General features: G+C 39.4%; 19 protein-coding genes. 8 read left to right on the forward strand and 11 right to left on the reverse strand.

The window, feature by feature from the left end; all coding sequences use genetic code 11:
- Positions 1-5: 5 nt before the first annotated feature.
- The gene (locus M5121_RS07540) at positions 6-1,892 is read right to left on the reverse strand and encodes a DNA primase (RefSeq protein WP_208727724.1); all 1,887 of its coding nucleotides are present in this window, start codon (positions 1,890-1,892) and stop codon (positions 6-8) included.
- Positions 1,893-2,021: 129 nt separating this feature from the next.
- Positions 2,022-3,101 (reverse strand): outer membrane protein assembly factor BamD, encoded by a 1,080-nt coding sequence (locus M5121_RS07545; protein WP_249570805.1) that lies wholly within the window; start codon positions 3,099-3,101, stop codon positions 2,022-2,024.
- Positions 3,102-3,172: 71 nt separating this feature from the next.
- On the opposite strand from M5121_RS07545, the gene rluD reads away from it, so the two are divergent.
- The 3 genes from rluD to M5121_RS07560 all read left to right on the forward strand — a co-directional run bounded on the left by rluD (position 3,173) and on the right by M5121_RS07560 (position 5,703).
- Entirely contained in the window at positions 3,173-4,222 is a 1,050-nt protein-coding gene (gene rluD, locus M5121_RS07550) for a 23S rRNA pseudouridine(1911/1915/1917) synthase RluD (protein ID WP_087546968.1), read from the forward strand.
- An 85-nt stretch (positions 4,223-4,307) separates the two neighbouring features.
- Positions 4,308-5,048, forward strand: a complete 741-nt coding sequence (pgeF, locus tag M5121_RS07555) for a peptidoglycan editing factor PgeF (protein WP_249570806.1) — start codon at positions 4,308-4,310, stop codon at positions 5,046-5,048.
- A gap of 82 nt (positions 5,049-5,130) precedes the next feature.
- Positions 5,131-5,703, forward strand: coding sequence for a flavodoxin family protein (locus M5121_RS07560; RefSeq protein WP_208727726.1), 573 nt, complete (start codon positions 5,131-5,133; stop codon positions 5,701-5,703).
- Between the two features lie 41 nt (positions 5,704-5,744).
- Here M5121_RS07560 and smpB read toward each other — a convergent pair whose 3' ends face one another.
- From smpB to M5121_RS07575, 3 genes are all read right to left on the reverse strand, one after another.
- Positions 5,745-6,218: an SsrA-binding protein SmpB gene (gene smpB, locus M5121_RS07565; protein WP_005217924.1), complete on the reverse strand. Its 474-nt coding sequence runs from the start codon at positions 6,216-6,218 to the stop codon at positions 5,745-5,747.
- 126 nt (positions 6,219-6,344) lie between these two features.
- A complete protein-coding gene (locus M5121_RS07570) occupies positions 6,345-6,539 on the reverse strand; it encodes a helix-turn-helix transcriptional regulator (protein WP_087536779.1) in 195 nt (64 codons plus the stop codon).
- A gap of 125 nt (positions 6,540-6,664) precedes the next feature.
- The gene (locus M5121_RS07575) at positions 6,665-6,949 is read right to left on the reverse strand and encodes a pyocin activator PrtN family protein (protein WP_087536780.1); all 285 of its coding nucleotides are present in this window, start codon (positions 6,947-6,949) and stop codon (positions 6,665-6,667) included.
- A gap of 61 nt (positions 6,950-7,010) precedes the next feature.
- Here M5121_RS07575 and M5121_RS07580 point away from each other — a divergent pair, with 61 nt between their 5' ends.
- Positions 7,011-8,324 carry a hypothetical protein gene (locus M5121_RS07580; protein WP_162620829.1) on the forward strand — a complete coding sequence of 438 codons (1,314 nt, stop codon included), beginning with the start codon at positions 7,011-7,013 and terminating at the stop codon, positions 8,322-8,324.
- 68 nt (positions 8,325-8,392) lie between these two features.
- Here the strand turns inward: M5121_RS07580 and M5121_RS07585 are convergent, their stop codons facing one another.
- Both M5121_RS07585 and M5121_RS07590 read right to left on the reverse strand, forming a co-directional pair.
- Positions 8,393-9,325, reverse strand: a complete 933-nt coding sequence (locus tag M5121_RS07585) for a hypothetical protein (RefSeq protein ID WP_087536782.1) — start codon at positions 9,323-9,325, stop codon at positions 8,393-8,395.
- Between the two features lie 293 nt (positions 9,326-9,618).
- A protein-coding gene (locus tag M5121_RS07590) for an IS3 family transposase (RefSeq protein ID WP_249570807.1) occupies positions 9,619-10,694 on the reverse strand; the annotation gives its coding sequence in 2 pieces (ribosomal slippage) (positions 9,619-10,442 and positions 10,442-10,694; 1,077 coding nt in all).
- Between the two features lie 434 nt (positions 10,695-11,128).
- On the opposite strand from M5121_RS07590, the gene M5121_RS07595 reads away from it, so the two are divergent.
- Both M5121_RS07595 and M5121_RS07600 read left to right on the forward strand, forming a co-directional pair.
- Positions 11,129-12,007 carry a YagK/YfjJ domain-containing protein gene (locus M5121_RS07595; protein ID WP_249570808.1) on the forward strand — a complete coding sequence of 293 codons (879 nt, stop codon included), beginning with the start codon at positions 11,129-11,131 and terminating at the stop codon, positions 12,005-12,007.
- A gap of 99 nt (positions 12,008-12,106) precedes the next feature.
- Positions 12,107-12,379, forward strand: coding sequence for a hypothetical protein (locus M5121_RS07600; protein ID WP_087536784.1), 273 nt, complete (start codon positions 12,107-12,109; stop codon positions 12,377-12,379).
- A 54-nt stretch (positions 12,380-12,433) separates the two neighbouring features.
- Here M5121_RS07600 and M5121_RS07605 read toward each other — a convergent pair whose 3' ends face one another.
- The 4 genes from M5121_RS07605 to M5121_RS07620 all read right to left on the reverse strand — a co-directional run bounded on the left by M5121_RS07605 (position 12,434) and on the right by M5121_RS07620 (position 15,439).
- The gene (locus tag M5121_RS07605) at positions 12,434-12,877 is read right to left on the reverse strand and encodes a hypothetical protein (RefSeq protein ID WP_087537522.1); all 444 of its coding nucleotides are present in this window, start codon (positions 12,875-12,877) and stop codon (positions 12,434-12,436) included.
- A gap of 58 nt (positions 12,878-12,935) precedes the next feature.
- Entirely contained in the window at positions 12,936-13,763 is an 828-nt protein-coding gene (locus M5121_RS07610; protein WP_249570809.1) for a hypothetical protein, read from the reverse strand.
- Between the two features lie 68 nt (positions 13,764-13,831).
- Positions 13,832-14,359, reverse strand: coding sequence for an Lcl C-terminal domain-containing protein (locus M5121_RS07615; protein ID WP_087537520.1), 528 nt, complete (start codon positions 14,357-14,359; stop codon positions 13,832-13,834).
- A gap of 33 nt (positions 14,360-14,392) precedes the next feature.
- Complete coding sequence (locus M5121_RS07620; protein ID WP_249570810.1) at positions 14,393-15,439, reverse strand: Lcl C-terminal domain-containing protein; 1,047 nt, start codon at positions 15,437-15,439, stop codon at positions 14,393-14,395.
- A 454-nt stretch (positions 15,440-15,893) separates the two neighbouring features.
- Between M5121_RS07620 and M5121_RS07625 the strand changes: the two genes are divergently transcribed.
- Both M5121_RS07625 and M5121_RS07630 read left to right on the forward strand, forming a co-directional pair.
- The gene (locus tag M5121_RS07625; protein ID WP_249570811.1) at positions 15,894-16,952 is read left to right on the forward strand and encodes a DUF932 domain-containing protein; all 1,059 of its coding nucleotides are present in this window, start codon (positions 15,894-15,896) and stop codon (positions 16,950-16,952) included.
- Between the two features lie 103 nt (positions 16,953-17,055).
- Positions 17,056-18,168 carry a YqaJ viral recombinase family nuclease gene (locus M5121_RS07630; protein WP_249570812.1) on the forward strand — a complete coding sequence of 371 codons (1,113 nt, stop codon included), beginning with the start codon at positions 17,056-17,058 and terminating at the stop codon, positions 18,166-18,168.
- Positions 18,169-18,207: the final 39 nt, after the last annotated feature.

The raw sequence follows: 18,207 nt of genomic DNA on the forward strand, positions 1-18,207 counted from the left end.
TTAGCTTAGGACAATAACTTCAAGCTAATCTGTTTTGTTAACTCATTTAATTGTTGACGTAAATTGCGTGATTCGATGAGTGAGATAGGTGATCTCAGTTTTAATTTTAAATATTTTTCTTGTAGATTTAATGAAAAGTCCTTAGCCAATTTATCAGCAATCTCAGGTGCTTGAGTTAATGACTCAATATTGGTTCTCTGCATAACATCGGCAATCTCATGACTATAACGACTACATGCACCGAGTACGTAATAGGTTGCTAATTCCTGATCATCCGGTAAATCATCAAAGATAATGTTGAGCACTGCTAAAACTTTAGCCAGCAGCTCAGTTTGGTCAATCACTGCAAGTAATTCTTCAAAATGAATATAGAGAAATGGGTGATGCATTAAAATTGCGATTGCAAAATCTTCATCTTTGGTTTGAATATTAAAAGATAAAGAGGCATCGTGGCTGATTTGAGGGGTAAAACGTTTGCCTAGACCGAGTTTCTCACGGAAAGATTGACTCAGCAGATAACGGAATGAGCCATGCTTAGGTAATAACTCTGTTAATTCACGTAGTTCTCCCATGACTAAACTTTTACCTTCAGGCGTACTAACGTCATGCTGTCCTGTTAAATGAGCAAACACAAAGTCAGATAAAAGTGGCGCCTGTTGTAATAATTTTTGGAAGTTTTCTAAGCCTTCACGACGAATCAATGAGTCTGGATCATGTTCATTCGGAAGCACAAAGAATTTTAATTCACGCCCATCATTGAGTAAGGGGAGCGCAATTTCTAAGGTGCGTCGTGCTGCTTTTTGTCCAGCAGCATCCCCATCAAAGGCAATGGTAATACGAGAATTTTGTTTAAATAGGGTGGTTAAATGATCTGCATTACTGGCTGTTCCTAGTGTTGCGACAGCACCATTGATCCCATATTGCTGTAAGGCAATCACGTCCATATAGCCTTCGACCATTAACCAATCGTTGGCTTTGAGTTTACGACCCTCATATAAACCATAAAGCAATTGATTCTTGTGGAAGACCTCTGAATCTGGTGAGTTAATATATTTAGGTTTAATTTCATCATTGAGCGCACGACCACCAAAACCAACCACGCGGCCTTTATGATCGCGGATCGGAAAAATTACCCGCTCACGTAATAAATCAAAATCTCGACCGCTATCACTAGAACGAATCAAACCCAACTGTTTCAAACCTTCAATATCTTGTGGGAAGGTTTTTTCTAAATGCTGCCAATCTTCTGGTGCATAACCCAAACGCCAAAATTGAATTGTTTGTGCCGATAAGCCACGCTGTTTGAAATAATTTTGTGCTTTTTGACTCATTGGGAGTTGGCGTTCATAAAACTGAGCAACGCTTTCCAATAAGTCATAGAGATTACCTTCTTGAACTTGTTCATCCATATAAAAGGATGGATCAAATTGAGCAAAAGGATCATCCATAACGCGATCTATATCGACAAAATGCCCATCGATAAATTCGTCTGCTACAGAAATAGGTGCTGGATTTTCAGCGACTGACGTATTTGTTGGTTGAGCCGCTGCAATTTGTTGAGGACTACGTTTATAAGAAAGTTTTTTATTGTCGTGATTATCTTTCGGTAATTCGATGCCTGTCTGATTAGACAAATCTTTCATCACATCGACAAAGTTCCGACTATCAATGTCCATGAGGAAGCGAATCGCATTTCCATTCGCTTGACACCCAAAGCAATGATAATACTGCTTATCTCTATATACATGGAATGATGGAGATTTTTCCTGATGGAATGGACAACAGCCCGAGTAAGTACGCCCAGTCTTTTTTAACTTCACACGTTGACCGATTAAATCGACGATATCAGTTCGATCTAAGATTTGATCAATCGTATGTTGTGGAATTGCCATGTACATTTAACCATTTTGGACTGAGAGATAACATCTTCATTGAAGTCAGTGTGTCAGAATTTATTGTTGCATAAAATGAAAAACAGGCAAGGGTAGACTTGCCTGTTTTGTGGTTTTGATGAGTGCAAATTAATTTGCAGCATCAGCCCCTGAAGTTTCTTTGGTCTCAGGCTTATCTAATAGCCCGAAGCTTAAACGGTTCATCCAACTTGGTTTATCTGTTGGTTCTTCAATAGGAGCAGAATCAATTTCTTCGGTTGTCGGTTTATCTAATAAACCAAGGCTCAAACGATTTGTTAAGCTGCGTTGCTCAGTTTCACCATTGGTTTGTTCTTTTACTTGTACCGTTTTAGATTCACGACCAAGCAAGCCTAATGTGGCACGATTGACCCAACTACCTTCTTTACGAGCAGCACGAAGATTTACTTCACCATTTGCCTTAACTAAATTTGGATAGTTTAGTTTTAAGAGATCAATATATTGCTTAGACGTGGCTTGATCGCCTAATTTTTGGTAGCTATAAGCTAATATTGCAAGTGCTTCAGGTGTTTGTGGTGTTTGAGGGTAGTGTTCAATGACCCATTGTGCGCGTTCAGCAGCAGCCAACCATGCTTGACGTTGAATATTGAAACGTGCCGCATTCATTTCACTTTCAGCCAATTCTTGACCTATAAATTTCATACGTTGTGCAGCATCTACTGAGTATTGGCTACTTGGGAAACGACGAATCAAATCTACAAAGTTTTGATAAGCGACTTTAATGTAGCTCACATCACGATGTGATTGTTGTAATGAGGTATAACGAATCAAACTGTCATAATTCATTTCCATGTTGGCTACACCCCGAACATAGTAGGCGTAATCAACATTTGGATGTTGTGGATTTAAACGAATGAAACGATCTGCCAGTGCAATCGTACCTTCATAATCTTTTTGTTTAAATTTGGCGTAGATGAGTTCAAGTTGTGCTTGTTGAGTGTATTGTCCAGTTGGATAATACGTATCTATCGCTTCAAGTGATTTAACAGCATCCGTATATTGATTACGTTCAAGTGATTTTTGTGCTTTTTCAAAATAGACTTGTTCACTTGACTGTGGGCCTTTATCAACCACTTCTTTTTTGCTTGGATTACTGCTACAACCAACAAATACAGACGCTACGCCTAAAGATAAAGCCAATATGGTAATTTTATAATGGGGTAGCGACATAAAAATTCCTCTGCTTTTGGGACAATAAGCTACAATGGTGCTATTAAACCATTTTTGTATCGATCATCAAAATGACTTCAACACAATCTTCCAATTCAAACCTTTCTGAGACAGATTTCTTACTTGAAGATTCTGTCGATGCAGATAATCATAATTCTGATACAACTGCAACACGTTTATCGTTGCAAATTCAACTCGATGAAGAGTATCTAGGTCAGCGTATTGATCAGGTTGCTGCATTGGTTTGGAGCGAGTTCTCTCGTGAAAAGCTCAAGCAATGGATGAAAGATGGACATCTGTTGGTAAATGGTAACATTGTAAAACCTAAATATCGTTGCGAAGGCAATGAATTGCTTACGCTGAATGTTGAATTAGAAGCCCAAACCTCGAGTCAACCTGAAAATATTCCCCTCAATATTGTCTATGAAGACGACGATATTATTGTGATTAATAAAGAGGTTGGGATGGTGGTTCATCCTGGTGCTGGCAATCCTACAGGTACTTTGGTTAATGCCTTGCTTTATCATGCACCGAAACTGGCTGAGCTTTCACGTGCAGGTTTAGTACATCGTATTGATAAAGATACCAGCGGTCTATTGGTTGTTGCAAAAACATTGGAAGCCCAGTTTTCTCTCAGTAAACAACTTGCGAAAAAAACCGTTTATCGTGTTTATGATTTAGTTGCATATGGAAATATTATTGCGGGTGGCACGATTGATGAGCCAATTAAACGTCACCCAGTCGATCGTGTCAAAATGGCAATCTTACCTGGTGGGCGTGATGCAGTAACACATTACAATGTGAAAGAGCGTTTCCGCGACTTCACGCGTATTCAGGCGCAACTTGAAACAGGACGTACCCATCAAATTCGTGTGCATTTTAGTTATCTTGGACATGGTTTGGTAGGTGATCCTGTTTATGTCAATCGTGTACGTTTCCCTGCTGGCGCATCAGAAGTCTTAATTGACATGCTACGCAGTTTTAAACGTCAAGCGTTACATGCAGCAAAATTAGGTTTAGTGCATCCACGTACTGGCGAAGAAATGATGTTTGAAGCACCATGGCCAGAGGATTTCACTCAACTGGTGGAAGTACTTCGCCAAGAGAATGAAGCGTATTAAAAAATTCTCTTTAAATAAAGGGGGATGTGTTTAGCTTCTCCCGTTCAAAAGCTAAGGCATATATTCTGGTAAGAGGACGGATTTTATGGAATTTGTACAAGGTTTGCCCAAAGGGGTATATGTTGGGCAAACTGGTATTCAGCATCCTCAAACGATTGCAACTCAAAATGAAAATCTATCAGGATTTAATCTGGCTTTGCACGTGAATGATGATGCACAACGTGTTCAGCAACATCGAATGCTCTTGTTGAATGAGTTGTCTGCATTTGGTGTAGATAAAATCACGTGGATGACACAAACGCATAGCAGCATTTGTCATACAATTAACGAGCAAATTCCATTTATTGCGCTTGAAGGTGATGGCTTAGTCACACAGCGCACAGGTCATGCTTTAATGATGATGACTGCTGATTGTTTGCCTATTGTTTTGGGTAATAATGAAGGTACAGAAGTCGCCAATCTACACGCAGGTTGGCGTGGTTTGGCTAATGGAATTATCGAAAATACCGTGACGGAAATGAAATCTCAGCCAACTTGGGCGTGGTTAGGCGCTGCGATCAGCCAACCTTGCTTTGAAGTCGGTGCTGAAGTAAAAGCCATTTTCTGTGAGCAATATCCTGAATTAGCCGTTGCTTTTATTTCAGGTCAAACTGAAGGTAAATATCAGGCTGATTTGTATGCAATTGCCCGATTTATTTTAAACAGTTTAGGTGTGGAAACAGTATTGGGTGGTGATCAGTGTTCTTATCAGCAAGCAGAGGATTATTTCTCCTATCGTCGTGATGCAAAAACTGGACGAATGGCAACATTTGTATTTATGCAATAAATCTATCCTTTGTACTATTGATTCGCCTTGTATTCGTTAAAAATGTTAAACTTGATTCAATTCATTGGTTTTTAAATTCTCCATGTCTGTTATTGAGCAAATTACTCCCCAAATCAAAGTTTGTGTGATTTACCATAGTCCTTATGGGCACACAGCTAAGGTTGCACAATATATCGCACAAGGCGCTGAACAAGCGGGAGCCGAAGTGCATCTACTTTCTGTGGCTGCACCGCAATGGGATTTATTGGATCAGGCCGATGTGATCGTGATGGGTTGTCCAACCTATATGGGAAGCTTAACTTCTGCTTTGAAACAGTTTATGGAGGACTCCTCTAAACGTTGGTTGGCACGTACATGGCAGGGGAAATTGGCTGCTGGTTTTACTAACGGTGGTGGTCTCAGCGGAGACAAATTGGCGGTATTACAGCAAATTAATTTATTTGCGATGCAACATGGCATGTTATGGGCTGGTTTGCCATTTATGCCAACAGGAAGAAGTCCATTGGATATCAACCGAATGTCGAGTTTTCTGGGTTTAATGACGCAGTCCGATAACGCTAGCGTTGAAATTACACCGCCCGAAGGGGATTTAGAAACTGCACGCAAGTTTGGCAAATATTTGGCGGGGCTGAGATTAAAACATATTGCTGTTTAATCTGAGCGATAAAAAACCTCCAATAAATGGAGGTTTTTTTATTATTTATGCAACATTCTCGCTTTATCTCTTTGCCAATCACGGTCTTTTTCAGTTGCACGTTTGTCGTGTAATTGCTTACCTTTAACAAGTGCGATTTCTAGCTTAACCAAATGACCTTTCCAATAACATGCTAAAGGTACACATGAATAGCCTTTTTGATTGACAGCACCCAAAAGTTTTTCTAGTTCGCGACGAGAAAGCAATAACTTACGTGTTCGTGTAGATTCAGGAACCACATGCGTTGATGCCGATAATAACGGCTGGATTTGTGAACCGAATAAGAAGGCTTCACCATTTTTAAAAATGACATAACTTTCGGACAGAGTCATACGACCTGCACGTAAAGACTTAACCTCCCAACCTTGGAGGGACATGCCTGCTTCAAATTTTTCTTCGATAAAGTAATCGTGACGTGCTCTTTTATTTTGAGCAATCGTGCCACCATTATGTTTTTTTACAACAATCTTGTTCATTTTAACCTTTTGAAAAAGAATAATTAAATTCTATAGTTTTTCTGAGTTACCCGTTTGGTTACCCGTTTTAAAAGGCTCTTAATTTAAAAAGATAGCCTGCATTTAGCAGGCTATCATATCAGAATTTTACTTGTGTTTTTCTACAACTTTTTTAACACTTGATTCGTACCAAAAGACTTCTTTCTCGCTAACTCTGATTGGCTGTGGAATTTCACCTTTTTTAATCATTCGATAAAATTTGGTTCTGCCAATAGAAAGCAGTGTCATAAACTCTTTTGCTCGAACTCTACGATCAATATTAAAGTTATGTGCAACTCCCATTCTACCTTACCTCACTAGTACCGATACTTCTGCCCATTGGTGAATTTTTTTACCAGTAGAAGTAACTTCTCCGATGATGCTTGTAATTTTGCCCTCAGAAATTGTATTCATGTAATTATCCCCACTTATGAAGCTTTGATTGCTTTTTGCATCGTGTTTTGGAAGCTGGAGTGGCTCTGACGATAAATCTCATCAAAGGCATTTGCAAGCTCTTCGAGGCGGACAAAAAAAGGAGCTTTTTGGCTATCATCAAGGCGAAAACAGGCAAATGGGAATTTCTGCTGGCGAGCCTTTTCTAAGACCCTTTCCTTGCATAGATGTGGATAAAACTCTTTGGTAATATCTTCTAACTTGATGTGAGGAGTTCGATACTTTAAAAATAGGTAATCAATTGTCTTTAGCTCGTACATTGTGAGACTCCTATATTTGTACAATGACTTAAAGCATGGCTTTGAAATATCTCGTCACTACGTGAATATTTCTCAAGATTGCTTATGGAGCATTGTAAAAAATGGAAATCGTGGCGAAAATTACGAAATCGGAACTCCTTTTTTTGACACTAGACTAATTATGCCTAAGCTTAATGATGTTCAGAACACAGCTATTGAGATTGTAGACTACTTGTACTTCTATGATATTGTTGCCCTTCAAACCTTCACTGAAGAAAAAAAATATTTTTATGATCAATTAGATAAATTGATAGATGGGGTGCTCGAAGAGAAGCACCTCACTGGTCGGAAGGCAGAAATATATAAACACTATCTTTTGTGCGGTATGGAGATTGTTTCAAGCTTTGATGAGAACAGGGAGTGGCAAATACCAGAACTGACTTTAAATGAGCGACAGCAAGGTGAAGTCCAAGATCAGATGTATAAAAAGAATGTGATAATTCCTTTGAGGCATTTGAAAGAACGGTTAAAGGAAAGCTGCCGAATTGAGGGAGATTTCATCAAGGAAGTTTATGATCTTATCAAATTGTCACAGATAGATAAGGCTTCTCACTCAGTTTGCCATAAGTTAGTGGCTCAGATACTTTGGTTTGGTACTGAACATGGTATTACCTGTCATGTATATCGAAAAATAGTTACTCTAGGGATATTAAACAGCTCTAAGGATACGGCAAAGGGTCGTTATGATGAGGTTCATCATGAATATGTTTTTTTAAGAGCATTGTTACTGATTGAGTTTGAAATTTTCCGAAAAGGGCTTTACTACCGACATGTTGCTGGCGATTTGGTTGTGGACACATCGCGCTTTACCTCAAGTGAAATTAATTTGAAGAAGAAAGCCTATTACCATAAGTATCTGGAATTAATCTTTAGTGACCATAAGGATGTTACAGTACTTCATGTTGACATTGATTTGGCTGATAAGGGACAAGTAGTAGACTACCTTTCATTGATTTCCAAACATCTATTTCATAATTGTATTTTCTCAAACTCTAATGCCAATTGGATTAGTTTGTTGGGGGCTTTACTTTTGATCTATGAACAGGAGATCGATCTTGACAGGTCGATTTATTCAGAGGAGAGTAATAATAGTAGCTGTAGTGATATAGCCCAAAGAATCTTGTTTGAGCAATTCGATTTCAGCGTTACAGCAAAAAGCTTATATTTAAACTATGTGAAACTTTATGAGATCTATGATCTTATTCGATCCACGATGCTTGATATTGTAGAACAACCAAAGCATGGTTTTCTTGTCCCTGACTTGCCTAGTCATTTCTATTATCATGGAGACATGTCTACAAATTTACTTGAGCTACTTGAAAAAGTTAAAAGATAGATATACTGATGCTGTTTTAAGATTCATGGATGAGATACCTTATCCATGAATGTCTATAGGTGTAAAAACTATAGTGTATAATAATGATTGCCCGTGTCATTACTTCTACACTCTTTTACGTAGTGTTCATTGATAAGTCGATCAATCACTTTTTCTTCAGTTAAATTGTATTTTTTTGCAAGTATCTGCAAGCACTCAAAGGTTACATCAGTAAAAAAGTAATAATGTTTACGCCCTTTGTGTTTCTTTCGGTAACTTTTCTGATACCAAGCATTTGATAGTTTATCTCTTAGAGCTTTATAGATGTGAGGATTTGTATCTAGCAAAACATCAAAAATGGCATTAACGACAATTTTATAGTCTTGAGGAATAACAGGCGTATAGTCTCGACTATTATAGAATCTGGCATTTTCAGAGTCTTGATCCATATAATTTTTAGCCCATAAGTAAAAGTCATTGCTGTCGAAACTCTTAAAATGTAATTCATTCTTGGCTAGTATTGTACTGAAGCGTTCTTCTATATTGTTAAGAAATCGGTTGGATCGTGAAAATGAAGGTGAGATAAACAGCATATAAAGAAACCTAAAATAATCATTTTGGATGGTTAACATAGTACGCCACGAAATCTCTCTATCAGATGACATCGAATGAAAGGTAAAATATAATAAACGCTTATTCGTTTTATAGTCTGAAATGTCTTTTCCTCGTATATTAAGATTATCTCTAAATATTTTTAAACTATCCATAAAATTAAAAATGCTATTCTCATTAATATTTGTATAATTATCTAGAATTTTTCTTCTAATCTCATCAGTGTTTTTTAATGTGTTTAATATATTAATAGTGGATTGTATTAACAGGTCATCTGTATCACTAATATTAATATTGCAACGATGCTCCTCATTATCTTTATTCATTAAATGTAGAAACCAGATCATATCATCATCCGTAGATGCTTTAATAAGCTGATTAAGTTCTTTATGTGCAGTACTTTGGTACATGATAATTTCCTTCTTACAGTAAGCTTTACGTGCAGTTTAGCCAAATGTAGAGGGAGTTTTCGGGGAGTTTCTAGGGATATTTCAGTTGATTTCCCATGATTTTCTTATAAGCTTGGCATAACGTATATAAGGGGCATGCTCTCAAATTGTAGCGGCTATGCTATGCAAAATATCTGCAACAAATGGGACAGGCTCTAGCTTAGTTGTTGCTCTGTTCAATTTTAATGGAATCGAATACAACCAGTAAGGGTATTGGTAATCCTCCCATAAATAACCGAAGTTAAAAGTAGAGGTTAAGCAGCCATCAAAGGTGGTTTGCCTCCATTGGCTTTGTGTGGTCGTTCATGGTTATAGAACCACAACCAATTTGTTGCATAGTCTTGCACTTGTTCCAATGTATCGAACAAATGTTTGCTTACCCAACTATAACGCATCGTGCGATTGTAGCGCTCGATATATGCATTTTGTTGTGGCTTGCCAGGCTGAATATAGTCGATACGTATGTCATGCAACTTTGCCCAGTTAACAAATTCATGGCTGATAAATTCAGGTCCATTATCGCAGCGAATCGCCAGAGGTTTATTGCGCCATTCAAGCAACTGGTTCAATGTACGGATGATGCGCAGTGCTGGCAATGATAACCCAGCCTCAATCACCAAACCCTCACGACGATAATCGTCAATCACATTCAGTAAGCGATAACTTCGTCCATCACTTAGCTGGTCATGCATAAAATCTAAAGACCATACTTGATCAGGTCGGATCGGTTCTTTCAGTGGCTCAGGTGCATGTCGTTTCAATCTGCGTCTTGGTCTAATGCGTAAGTTCAGCGCCAACTCACAGTAAATACGATATACACGTTTATGGTTCCAACATTCTTGCTCAATATGGCGCAGATGATCAAAGCATAATCCAAAGCCCCAATCGGTGTGTTGCTCAGTCAGCTCTATCAAATGATGAGCAATAATTTCATTTTCATCTTTTAGCTTTGCCTGATAGCGATAACAAGTTTCACTGATACTAAATACCTTGCAGGCCAAGCGAATACTGATAGCATGATAAGCAACGGCTTGTTGTGCCATCTGCCGACGACAAGATGGCTTTACCACTTTTTTGACATAGCTTCCTGAATGATTTCAGCTTTGAGCCGCTCTTCAGCATACATCTTTTTAAGCTTGGCATTTTCTGCCTCTAGTTCTTTCAGTCGAGTAATTAATGAAGCATCCATACCACCATATTTGGCACGCCATTTATAAAAAGTCGCATTACTCATGCCATGTTCACGGCAAAGAGTGGCAACAGGTGTACCTGATTCAGCTTGCTTCAAGATGGACATGATTTGGCTGTCAGTAAATTTAGATGTTTTCATGCAGAATCTCCTGCTTCTATCTTAAGAGAAAATTCTACTTTTACATCCTTTTATTTTTAGGGGGGATTACCTATTATGCCTCGGATAACTTGACATTAAACAGATAGCTTATCATGGATGTAAACTACCTGTATATCACAGTTGTTGACATTAAAACCAACTTGAGGAGTATATTTTACATTGTTAAAATAGATTGTAGTGTAGGTGTAATGACATAGTTCATAATACTAATCTAATATTTGTTTATACTACTAACCTAGTACTTGTATAAATATATTTATGATCTAATTCAGAACTAATAAACAAACGTATTAACCCATCAAATTAAGAACACAATTAAATTTCATCTAATCAACAATCATGTCAAAGTCTAAATGTAATTAATTACCCTGTAGCCATTTCATGTAGTCCTAAACAACTACAGGTAAATGAGCATGCGACTAAATGTTAGTCACCATGAAATTAATGAATCAGCATTATTAATCAAAATTGAACGCTTTGTTCTTTCAAGCTTGGATGCAACACGACAGCCACGGTCTTTCTATGAAGACTTTAGCAATTACCTTTTAGATTTTCATCAGGTCTATAATCCTGATTTTAGCTATTCATGTTTAATCACGCTGTTTTGTAGTTTACTGTATGACTATGATCTGGAACGAGAATCATCTACATCCCTCTACCATCGTTTAAATCAGAGATCATTTAGAGAATGGCAAAACTATTTCAATCAGGTCAGAGCTGACCACTTTAATGAATTGAGTCAGCATCGTTATAATGAAAGTTTAAATACTGACAAACTTGATAATCGGCTACGTGAATTGCTGAGCAGTTATTCAGCCTTGCTTGTTGTTCGTCTGGATTTATCGTATGTAGTGAATCCAGATATTGAACAGGTTGATGCCGATTTAGAAAAATTACGAAGAAAGATTAGTCGTTCTAGCTATGGAGATGACTTATTACTTTTGGTATGGGCATTAGAGCAGGGGGAACGGAAAGGTTACCATTGCCATGTGGCATTAGTTTTTGATGAGCGTAAGCGCATTGGTGCATGGAGTATTGCCAAGGCTATAGGTAAATTTTGGGAAAGTATTACAGATGGTGATGGAAGCTATTTTAACTGTCATGATCCTAGATACTTAAAGCAATACGAAAAGCAGGGCAATATTGGCATTGGAGTTGTTTTTAGTAATCTTCATCATCAAGCAAAGAATATGCGCTCAACGCTCTCGTATCTGGCTCAGCCTGAAAAGCTTCAATATCTCCGTGTGAAAACCTCCAGTAAGATGCGTACCTTTGGCATGTCACAGCGTTAATTGAAACTCTAAACAGATATGTACCATCTAGATGAGAAACATCTTCTCTTTATTGGCTTACCACAACGGTAAGCCTTTCTTATTTAAGAGGTACATCTTATGCAAATCAATTGTCCATATTGCCATTCAGAACATGTGATCCGTGTTGTGCAAAATAGTGGTTCACAAGCTGGCAACCAAAGTCTGGCATCCTCAGCATCATTTGCCACGATGGGTGCAGCATTATCAAAAACCTTACCTGTGTCCCCTCTGGTTGGAGGGATTGCTGGAGCCGTAGTCGGTGGTTTACTGGGTACAGTGTTTGGTTCTGCTTCAACCCAAACTGTGCAGTCCTGCTTTCAATGCCAGCATTGTGGGCAATCCTTTTACTGAAGAAAAACAGGGAAGCAATTTATGCCTCCCTGTTTTTTGAGGATCATAAATACTTTATTTAACTGCAACAAGCATGAAGAGCCTATTACCCATTCCGTTTTTACCTTTGTCCAGAACCTTAAACTTGCCTGTTAATCGACCCGTCTGTGTATTCCATTTTACATATGGCGAGCATCTCTGAATGCTATTCTCCGCATTTGGATTATCAATTTTGTCACAATCGATATAGATATCATAATAGAGCTTGCCTTTAGGTGGGATATAGAACGTTGGACTTACGCCTTTATATCCATAGCTGATGTCATCATATTCACTAGGGTCTTTAATGGTAAGGTCGAGTTGAACCAGTTTATTATTATTTTTTTGCATAAACTGTGCGAATTTAGGGTCTGATTTGGGGATGCCTTTATAGCTTGGTAGTGGATTTGCATATAGGCCACATGAGGTTGCTAACAATGCACCGAGTAAAGTGGTTTTGAATACATTTATATTTTTCATATTTAATTCCTTTTTGGCTGTTGACCATGTTGTTTACTCATGGCAATACGTTCGTTATTTAGTACCGAGACTTCATTACGAATTCTTTGTCCTTGTCAACGAGCAGACGTACCTCTTTAACATCGACTCCATCACAATGTAGTCTTAACTTGAAATTCTGCCCAAATTGAAGAATATTGTTTTGGTCTCCAATGATGTGAACAGGACAGTTACCTCGATTGACACTAATTTTGTTAAGTTCTACGGGATTATCTGACTCTGATGAAATAACGAGGGTGTATATAGTGGTAGATTGATTTCCAAAACTCATGTTTTGACTTTCAATATGATAAGAAAATTGGTAATGGGGTTGTTCTTGTGCCGCTTGTTGCTCTTGATGATATTGAGCCAGTTCACCACACTCTTTTTGAATATCTGAACTTAGCCTGTTTCCATATTCAGGAAAAATCACATCATCTACCAAACAAGAATTGGCAGAACACACTAATTCGTAAACAATGGATTCCCGACCAAGATTGGCAACAACCTGACCTTGTTGATTCAAGCTATAGCTGAAATTCATTTTGGTATAGTCAGGAGCTTGTGACATCATGATAACGTCGCTATTGTATCCACAGATTTCCCCAGGAAACTGTTTGGTCATCTCTAGGATTGCCTTAAATCTATCTGTGGAATAACGAGGGAGTGTGTCGTTTCCAGATTCTACTTTTTGAGTTTCAGCATACATTTGTTTAATCGCATCTAACTTCAATTGGTCAAGTCTGGAATGTTCGGCTGGTTTAGCTTCAGTTGTTTGAGGCTGTTTAATATCAGGTTCCTGTTTACTGCAAGCGGTCAGTAGCAGGAAAGATGCTGAGATCATCCATGCCATATTTGGCTTATTCATAGACCTTTCCTCCATAAGGCATGACGATCACCTGAATAAGCAGCACTCAGGCAATCGACAAAAATGTTTTAATTGGAATTCCTAACAGCACGGACATTAAATTTTTTGGCAGTCTTGTAGTAAATGGAATCACTATTGACTGTACCTTCCTCAAAATTGACTGACCACGCATAACGGTTATCACTGGCCTTTGGAGATGATGACCAATAGTCATTGATGGCAGTTGTCGGAAAAATTGTTTCATTGATGGCAGGGCTTACACAGGCTTCTTCAACCAAAGTTTGTAATTCCTTTACATTGGGCAAGCGATAACCGTTACCCAAAGCTTTGGTTTTTTGTAATGCTTCTGACCATGTATAGCTTTGTGGCGTACCGTAACATTGATTATTTGCCCACATTTGCCCTACGCTACAACGTTGCCAGATCAGACCTGTTTTAATGTCTTTCACTTCGCTGCCATTGCTACCTTCAACAATTTGGTAACGTGTGTCAGGTACAACTTTTTTGATTTGGCTGTTACAGGTTTGTGCATAAGTGGTGTGAGCCAATAAGGTACTCATAACAGTAATCAACAAAGCGTTATAAGATGCTTTCATTTTAGAATCCTTTTTTATCTTTAAGTGGTGTTGTTATTGGCTGGCACGTACCGCACGGATATGTCCCATATAGTCCTTGAAAGCAGGACTGGCTGCACCATCCTTAAAGTCAGACATCCATGCCTGAGTACTTTGTTTTGCACTCGTGGTTGATGACCAATAACGATCTACAACAGTCGTATTGGTAAAGATAGGATTTAAAGAGGGTTGAGTTGATGAGTAATCTGTCAGATTGATCAGTTCACTACGGGTTGGTAATCGCCAGTCACTATAACCACAATAGTTAGCTTTATTCAGGGCTTCGATATAAGCAGTTGTATTACAACTTGTTAGCGTAGAGCCACACGTAGTCGAGCTAGCCTGCGAACCTGCATTGCCACCATTGGTTTGAGTATTTGCATTGAACCAAGAGTAACGCCAGTTACTGTCATGTAATTTTGCATCTGCGGTTTTTTGTTCCCAGACTAAACCAGTGATCTGATCCTTGATACACTCATCATTGTTATGTTTTATCAGGCTATAGGTCATTTTTTTCCCAGCCTGAACTTCACCATCCTGTCCTAAGCCGAGCAATTCACTCAGATTAGATGCGTTACAAACAAGGTTATTTTTATCATTTGTACCACACAAGGTAATACCTGTTGTTGTCAGCACTGGCAAGATGGTGGATGAAGCGGAAACAGGGAGTGCTGCAAGTGTTTTACCATTACCAGCCTGATTGGCTTCAATGGTACATACGCCAACACTAAACATTTCAACTTTTTGCTGACCAAGATCACCAGTAATACGGCAATGATCAACAGTTTTACTGGTATATGTAAGTGCTAAGCCTGCACTGGATTGAGCAGATAAAGATACTGTTTGGTCTACATTGATTGAGTTGGGTAAGGTTAAACCTGTGATGGTTTGAGCGACTTTGTCCCTACAAATATTTCCCTCAAGATACTGGGTATTTGTACAGGTTGGAGTAGGAATTGGTTCAGGTTTTACTTCTGTAGAGTTGTTATTGCCACTATTACCACCGCCACAAGCAGTTAATAACATAGCCCCGCAAAGGATTGATAACTTATATTTTTCCATGTTAATAGAATTCTCTTAAGGAAAAAGAAGTTCTACCAAAACATTATTATGGTGGCAGAACGAAAGGGGGTTAGCAGACTGGCCGAAAAATCCCAGCACGCGCGGACGCGTCCCCCTCCCGTTCCACCGCAGAGGGGGCACGAGGGAATACACACTAAAAGAATGAACTCTTAATGTTTTTTCGGAACGGTCTGCTAAAACCGACTGGCAATGTAGGCCAGCATGGGAATCATAATCGCTGAAAAAGAACACGTCAATTTATTGATTCAGAAAAATTAAATGATGAACAAAATGAATTTAAAAAAATTTCAGATATATACCATCTAGGTGAATCAATGTATTCAAAAGCATTTTGATGTCTTCCCACTTTGGCCTGCTCCCCCAGCAGGCCTTTTTTTATGCACAAAATCTGAATTTGCATCATGCAATTTCAATCTTTTAAAAGGAAAACCGTATGGCACATTTAGTTGAAACTATGGCATTTGTAGGACAAACCCCTTGGCATGGCCTAGGCAATGAACTTACACCTAATCAACCTTTAGAAATCTGGGCACAACAGGCAGGCATGGACTGGCGAATTGAATCCTCTGATGTCAATTACATGGCCCAGAATGAAAAAGGGCAGAGCATCATCATGCCGTTTGAGGAGCAACGTGTACTTTACCGATCTGATACCCATGCTCCTTTATCTGTGGTTAGCCAGCGTTTTCAGGAAGTCCAGCCGATGGAAATCCTGCATTTCTACAAAGACCTGACTGAACAATCAGGCTTTGAACTGGAAACCGCAGGGGTACTGAAAGGTGGCAAGAAATTCTGGGCACTAGCTAAAACAGGACAAAGCTCAGCTTTAAAAGGCAAGGATATCAGTAATGGCTACATTTTATTGGCAACTGCCTGTGATGGCACGCTTGCCACCACAGCACAATTTACTTCGATTCGTGTGGTATGCAACAACACTTTAGCGATTGCACTCAAAGCACACAACAGCACAGCGAACAATGCTGGTGTGGTCAAGGTTCCCCACAGTACCCGATTTGATGCTGAAAAAGTAAAACAGCAACTCGGCATCTCTGTTCGTGCATGGGATGAGCACATGTATGAAATGAAGCAACTGAGCCAGCGTAAAGTGACACAGCAGGAAGCCGCAGCTTACTTTGATGCGGTATTTAACAATACCAATCTCAGTATGGCTGAACAAGATGAAAGCATTATTCAGTTTTATCGAAATGCAGCCATGCCGAATCAAACAAACTCATCCAAAGCAGACAATAAAACTGAACCCAACGGGCGTGCCATGTCGAAAGTCATGACCATGTTTAATGGACATGGGCGAGGGGCTGAACTTAGCTCAGCCAAGGATACCGCCTACGGTTTGTTGTGCAGTATCACGGAATTTGTTGACCACGAGCGTCGAGCCATGAGTCAGGACTACCGTCTTGATTCGGCTTGGTTCGGTACGGGTGCAGCTATTAAACAGCGTGGACTGGAACAGGCCTTAAGAATGATTGCCTAAATTAGCCTAAGCAAACTTAACTCAAATTTATTTTCTAAAGCTGCATCTTCGGATGCGGCTTTTTTATGCCGCAAATTTCCATTTTACCCACTAGGACAGTCCAATGAATATCAATACCCAGATTCAAAACACCCTAAACCATCCACCACTACAACCTTATTTACCGAACCTAAACCAACAGAGTCAGCAGATTGAAGTTGGAACACGAAGCAAACGTCTACCCCGAAAAGCAAAAATACCCACAGCCAAACGTCTTGCCAACACCAAACAGATGAACTACCAGCAATGGCTGGAAGTTCGGAAACAGGGTATTGGCAGCAGTGATGCCGCCACCGCCTGTGGACTTAATCCTTACATGAGCATGCTGGAACTGTGGATGATAAAAACAGGTCGGATGCAACAGAACACCGAGGACGAAAGTGCAGGCTATGCACCCCTGTACTGGGGCAAACAGCTTGAACCACTTGTTGCCGAATACTACAGCATGCACACCAATAACAAGGTACGACGGGTCAATGCGGTGCTGCAACATCCTGATGACGACAAACACTTTATGTTGGCTAATTTGGATTATGCCGTGGTGGGCAATGAAGAAGTGCAAATCTTAGAGTGTAAAACCGTAGGTGAGCACGGCTCTAAGCTTTGGCGAGATGGTGTGCCGCTTTATGTTTTGTGCCAAGTGCAGCACCAACTGGCAGTAACAGGCAAACAGGCAGCACATATCTGTGCCCTGATCTGTGGGCATGAAACTAAAATCTTCAAAGTCACACGCAATGAAACCGTGATTCAACACCTCATTAATGCCGAACGTCACTTCTGGCAATGTGTTGAAACAGGGATTCCACCGAGCGTCGATGCCTCTGACTCAGCAGCTAAAGCCTTACAACAACTTTATCCTGAACAGATTCCATTATTGGTGGAAGACCTGACCCAAAATGAACAAGCCAACTATCTATTCAATCAATTGTTAGAGGAGCGACATAAGGTTGAACAGCACCAACAGTATTTTGATGAGCTGAAACATCAACTACAAATGATGATGAAAGATGCGGAGCGGGCTATATTTATAGGAGGATCAGTTACGTGGAAAAAGTCACAGGATTCAATCAGTTTAGATAGTAAGTCCTTACTGAAACAGCACCCTGAATATCTCAAGCAGTTTCCACAAACCAGGGCTGGGACACGAAGATTTCAGATTTATCCCAACGGTGGATAATTCAGCCATTATCCAAAATCCAAACCAACCGATCCCATA

This window comes from Acinetobacter sp. ANC5681 (assembly GCF_023488045.1).
Lineage (GTDB): Bacteria > Pseudomonadota > Gammaproteobacteria > Pseudomonadales > Moraxellaceae > Acinetobacter.